Origin of the sequence: Saccharopolyspora sp. NPDC050389, assembly GCF_040655595.1 — a bacterium.
Lineage (GTDB): Bacteria > Actinomycetota > Actinomycetes > Mycobacteriales > Pseudonocardiaceae > Saccharopolyspora.
In genome coordinates this window covers 1-1,984 of the sequence record NZ_JBFAKG010000215.1, presented here as the reverse complement: position 1 = coordinate 1,984, position 1,984 = coordinate 1, and the positions used below count along the sequence as shown (strand labels likewise).

3 protein-coding genes are annotated in these 1,984 nt (G+C 67.6%); 2 read left to right on the top strand and 1 reads right to left on the bottom strand.

Translation table 11 applies throughout. The features are described from left to right. Positions 1 to 202: 202 nt before the first annotated feature. Positions 203 to 796 carry an AAA family ATPase gene (locus AB0I53_RS49510; RefSeq protein WP_358618180.1) on the top strand — a complete coding sequence of 198 codons (594 nt, stop codon included), beginning with the start codon at positions 203 to 205 and terminating at the stop codon, positions 794 to 796. Positions 797 to 908: 112 nt separating this feature from the next. Here AB0I53_RS49510 and AB0I53_RS49505 read toward each other — a convergent pair whose 3' ends face one another. Next, positions 909 to 1,262: a hypothetical protein gene (locus AB0I53_RS49505; RefSeq protein WP_358618177.1), complete on the bottom strand. Its 354-nt coding sequence runs from the start codon at positions 1,260 to 1,262 to the stop codon at positions 909 to 911. Positions 1,263 to 1,447: 185 nt separating this feature from the next. Here AB0I53_RS49505 and AB0I53_RS49500 point away from each other — a divergent pair, with 185 nt between their 5' ends. Next, on the top strand, positions 1,448 to 1,873 hold the full coding sequence (locus AB0I53_RS49500; RefSeq protein WP_358618175.1) for a Fur family transcriptional regulator: 426 nt from the start codon (positions 1,448 to 1,450) through the stop codon (positions 1,871 to 1,873). Positions 1,874 to 1,984: the final 111 nt, after the last annotated feature.

Here is a 1,984-nt window from a genome sequence, read left to right as displayed (position 1 = left end):
CCTCACCGATATTTCTTCCTTTTTACCCGCGGCCTTATCTATGAGGCCGGGGCTCTCCTGGCGGGTTTTTTGCGCTGGGGGGGGGCCGTGAGTCTTTTGGGTCGCTATAGCAGCCCAAAAGACTCACGGCCCGTGACGAGCGGAAGACCCGGACCGCGATACTCCGGTGGTTTGGTTCGGTGCGCTTTCGGTTGGGGTTCTGATGAGTGTTGGGTCTGTTGCGCTGGCCGGGCTCGTTCGGCGGGTGCGCGACGGCTCTCCTCGGCTCGGTCCTCACGGTGAGCAGGGGCGGCTCGTAGTTGTCGATGGGCCTGCCGGTTCTGGCAAGACGACGCTCGCCGCTCAGCTCGCGGAGGCACTGCCCGCGCAGGTCGTGCACATGGATGATCTGTACGAGGGGTGGAGCGGGATGGCCGGTGGCGTTGAACGGCTCGGCGCTCAGGTTCTTGATCCGCTCGCCGCTGGTCGGGACGGCCGGTACCAGCGGTACGACTGGCACGTCGGTGCGTTCGCCGAGTGGCACGACGTTCCACGCGCTCCCTACCTCGTCGTCGAGGGCTGCGGAGCGGGAGCGCGGCGCTTCGCCGACCTCACGACGTTCCTGGTGTGGGTCGAGGCGGAGGACGCGGAGCGCCTCACTCGCGGCATCGAGCGTGACGGCGACGACGCGCGCAGCCACTGGCGCGCCTGGATGGCTGCCGAGCGCGCGGTCTACCAGGCCGAGGGCACCGCTCGGCGGGCCGACGTGCGGCTCGACGGCTGGGGCGCGGTCACCTGGCCGGCGACGGGCGTGTAGACCTCAACCGCGACGACCAGATCAGACCCGGAAGCCGAGTCGGTCATGGCCGTACTCCCGGGGCGTGCCGTGTTCGTTCGCGGCGTCGTGCCTTGGAGGCGGCTGGTGTCGCCTAGTCATCGAGGTACCGGTACCGGTCGTCGGCGGGCGAGATCAGGACTCGGCCTTCGCGGATCTGCCATTCGCTGGTGCCGTCGATCTCGTGGCTCGCGACGAACAGGCCCCGGACTCGGTCGCCGTCCTCGTCGGAGGCGGGGACACGGGCGATCTCGGTGAGCTGGTCGAGCAGCCAGCTCACCGCGAGCTCTCGGACGTCGCCGCCGTAGAAGGCGTAGCAGGTCCAGTTGAAGTGCCGCCGGGGCAGGCCCCAGCCGTGGGAGTAGTGGTCGTCGTCGTGCGCGGAGATGATCTCCCGGATGGCGGCGAGCTGCTGCTGGTCGCACTCCAGCCAGCCTCTGATCGACACGTAGACACCCACTCGTCAGCCCTCCGTAACTCGCACGGGTCATCATGATCTTCGGTCATATTCGGTCCGTTTGGCCAGGTCGTGCCTGGTGTGAGGCTCGTGCGTGGCGTTCTTCTCAGCTGCCGGAGGTGCGCCGCGCGGGTCTTTATTTGATTCGTTCCAGAAAAGCTGGTAGATATTGGGGCATGCCGTCCATCGATGCCGCCGCCCTCCTGAAGGGGGCGTCGCTGCGGGTGACCCGTCCGCGGGTTGCCGTGCTCACGATGGTCTCGGACAATCCCCACGCGGACACCGACACCATCGCGACGGCCGTCCGTCGCGAGCTTGGCTCGGTGTCGACCCAGGCGGTCTACGACGTCCTGCGCGCGCTGACCGAGGCGGGCTTGGTCCGTCGCATCGAGCCGGCCGGTTCGCCCGCCCGGTTCGAGACGCGCGTGGGCGACAACCACCACCATCTGGTGTGCCGCAATTGCGGTGCCATCGCCGACGTCAACTGCGCGGTGGGCGAGGCTCCCTGCCTCCACACCGAGGACCCGCACGGATTCGTGCTCGACGAGGCCGAGGTGACCTTCTGGGGCATCTGCCCCGACTGTCTCTCCCGTGCCGAGTGAGCCAAGAAACATCCCACCACCGAGGAGCGAGTTTTGCCCGAGAACAACCAGAAACCGTTGACCACGGTGGCCGGTGCACCGGTCCCTGACAACCAGAACTCCCTGACCGCC